This window comes from Iodobacter sp. BJB302 (assembly GCF_002735645.1).
Classification (GTDB): Bacteria; Pseudomonadota; Gammaproteobacteria; order Burkholderiales; family Chitinibacteraceae; genus Iodobacter.
This window is the reverse complement of record NZ_PDZG01000145.1, coordinates 1-2,909: the sequence shown is the minus strand read 5'-3', so window position 1 is coordinate 2,909 and position 2,909 is coordinate 1. Positions and strand designations below refer to the sequence as shown.

The following is a 2,909-nucleotide window of genomic DNA, read 5'->3' as shown; positions in this document are numbered from 1 at the left end:
GACGCGAAACTGGAGCTGGTAAGATGAAGTGCAATTGAACCCGGACCGGGTCATTGAGCCTAAAACAAGCGAGGAATTACAGGTCGCTTAAATCGTAAAAACATCTCAACTACTTTGACAATTACCGAAAAACACAGACTTCTATTCAATAATTTAATTCAGGCAGTGCACCGCACGCCCTGCATGCGAAGAGCAATCAACTTCAATGTCTAATTCTTCATAATTAACATTATCAATTACGTTAAATAAACGAATACTTCGCATCACCATGGAAACACTCATGCAGCAAAACTTAGCACGCCACTTAGATGAAGAATGCGGAACTCAGGCCCCCCCCCCCCACAAATCAGGCACCGTAGCCCAGGCTTCGACCTGCTTTAAAGTCGCCATAATCTAGCTTTATAAACTACCCGCGACTTTCATGTAAAGTTCCCTCAAAGAAGGGAAAAAAATTCTATTTAAAAATGGACAGGTTCTGTAGGGGTATTACCGAGAAGGGGCTACCGCATAAACATTTAAACTGGAAATTTAAGCAATTCAAACCAATACTACTGCAAGATTACTATCTTGAGGCTTGGTCATGCTCACAAAAAAAAACCTCAGAGGGTGGGAAGCCATCCAATATATTCATCTATCACTCAGCTTTTTAATTATATGCACAGTAGGCCTTTTATTTTGGCAACACTATGGTATGAATAATTTTTTACGATTAGATCCTTTGAATTTTCATAAAGTAAAAGCAAATGATGACAGAGAAGATAACCAGCTAGGTAGGAGTATTGCTAAGCTAACCACAACCCCTGATTATTGGAGATTAGACTGCCAGCTAAACCCAGGCCATCGCGTACCTTATTGTTCAATAGACCTCGATCTCAGCCAAGGCAATCATGGTATTGATATCTCTAAATATGACAAGCTCACAATTCATTATCGTTATCAAGAAGTTCAAGAGCAAATTGTTTTACTTCTTATTAATTTTAACCCTGCATATAGTGCAAGCAATGATTACCGTAGTCAGAAATTTAATCAAGTTTTTCTTCCTGGAGCCATAGGATGGAGCACTAATTCATTAGCAGGGAATCAATTTAATGTAGCATCATGGTGGATTACTGATAGAAAAATTCCACCTAAATGGACTCATAACGAGTTTTCAAATATACGCGAAATTCATTTAACAACAGGACGACACCTTCCCCACGCTAACCGCCAAATCGATTTAGCTTATATCGAGCTTAGCGGAAAATATATCAATAAGGATACGCTACAACTATTACTACTCTTAGCATGGGGAGGCAGTGCTGCACTTTGGTTAGCTATTGAATTTCGGCGAGCAATATGCGCTTTACAACGCAGCACTGAACGGCAGCAACATTTAGAAAGCGCTCAGAAAAAATTACAAGAAGTAAATAGTTTACTTGCAGAACGAAGCATGCACGACCCATTAACACTCGCGCTTAACAGGGAGGGACTTAATATATTACTTAGCAATATATTGCCACAGACTCAACTAAGTATTATTTTTATTGATATTGATCATTTTAAAAAAATAAATGATAACTATGGACATGGAATAGGGGATCAAGTTCTTTGTCAGCTTGTTGATCAAGTTCAACAGCAAATTAGGCCTGACGACAAATTAATTCGTTTAGGGGGGGAAGAATTTATATTACTTTGTCAGAATAACTGCCTAACTCAAGCCGTACAATTAGCAGAAAAACTACGCATATTCCTATGCAACAATCAAAGCTGGCCAGCTGGAATCGCCTTTAGCTGTAGCTTTGGTGTCTCTGAACGACAAAATAATGAATTATTTAAGCAAGCGCTACATCGAGCCGACAAAGCCCTTTATCGTGCAAAAGCAAAGGGACGAAACCGAGTTGAAATTGCAGAATAACGCCAGAGCCCATAAATTTATTAGTGAAAGTACCTGCGAGATTATCCGTGATTATTTTAATCAATCACCAAATTCTATAAAAATTGATCCTATGCCATGCGGCAGTTTTGAAACATCATCATCTACTTTTTTCAGGTCTAAAATAAATTAGGCTTTAAAATTAGTTAGTTTTGCTAGGGTCTGTTGACGTTTCAAACGAGAAGATGTAGTGGTCAAGTATTTACAGACACCAAGATCGGTTTTTTTGCTGCCATTGTTTGTTCATAAATAATGGGCGGTAAATTGCCTCTGGCTGAGTGCAAACGGACGCAGTTGTAAAAGCCGGCGATGTATTCTGTAACGTCTTTACTCGCCTCCAAATAGTTCGCGTAATCTCGCCGCCACACCCGTTCCATCTTCAAATTAAGGAAGAATCGCTCCATCACCGCATTGTCCCAGCAGTTGCCTTTTCGGCTCATGCTGCATACCAAACCATGCTGCTTGAGCAACGCTTGGTATTCATGGCTCGCATATTGGCTGCCTCGGTCCGAATGAATAATTAAACCTACTTTGGGCTGGCGTGCATTTAATGCCATTTTTAACGCTCGGCATACCAAATCAGCAGGCATGGTGGGGGCCATGGCCCAACCAATTATTTTGCGGGAATATAGCTCCATGACCGCCGCCAAATATAACCAGCCAGTTTGGGTCCGGATATATGTAATTATCAGATACCCACGCTTGATTGGGCTGCTCAGGGTTAAACTGACGATTAAGAATATTCGCCGCCACGGGTAAAGCGTGGTTACTATCCGTTGTACTAACAAATTTCCTTTTCCAAACTGGCTTTAAGCCGGCTTCTTGCATCAATCGGCGTACTTTATAACGGCCAATTTTAAAGCCTTTAGTTTGCATCGCCGTTATCAAACGACGGCTGCCAGAAGTCTGTTCGCTCTCCTCAAACGCCGCTTTCAAATTCACGCTTTCTACGCAAATGACCGCCGCGCTGCTGCGTTTTTGAGCGGCATAATATCCG

General features: G+C 40.9%; 1 protein-coding gene and 1 pseudogene. One reads left to right on the top strand and one right to left on the bottom strand.

The features are described 5' to 3' along the window. The first annotated feature begins 580 nt into the window (after positions 1-580). Positions 581-1,894, top strand: coding sequence for a GGDEF domain-containing protein (locus CSQ88_RS22130; RefSeq protein ID WP_099400220.1), 1,314 nt, complete (start codon positions 581-583; stop codon positions 1,892-1,894). Between the two features lie 212 nt (positions 1,895-2,106). On the opposite strand, the pseudogene CSQ88_RS23540 reads toward CSQ88_RS22130, so the two are convergent. After that, a pseudogene (locus CSQ88_RS23540) lies at positions 2,107-2,909 on the bottom strand (IS3 family transposase); the annotation flags it as partial.

What these genes read in the sequence shown, in the direction of transcription:
- CSQ88_RS22130 (WP_099400220.1), top strand. Translation starts at nt 581, where the DNA reads ATGCTCACAAAAAAAAACCTCAGAGGGTGGGAAGCCATCCAATATATT.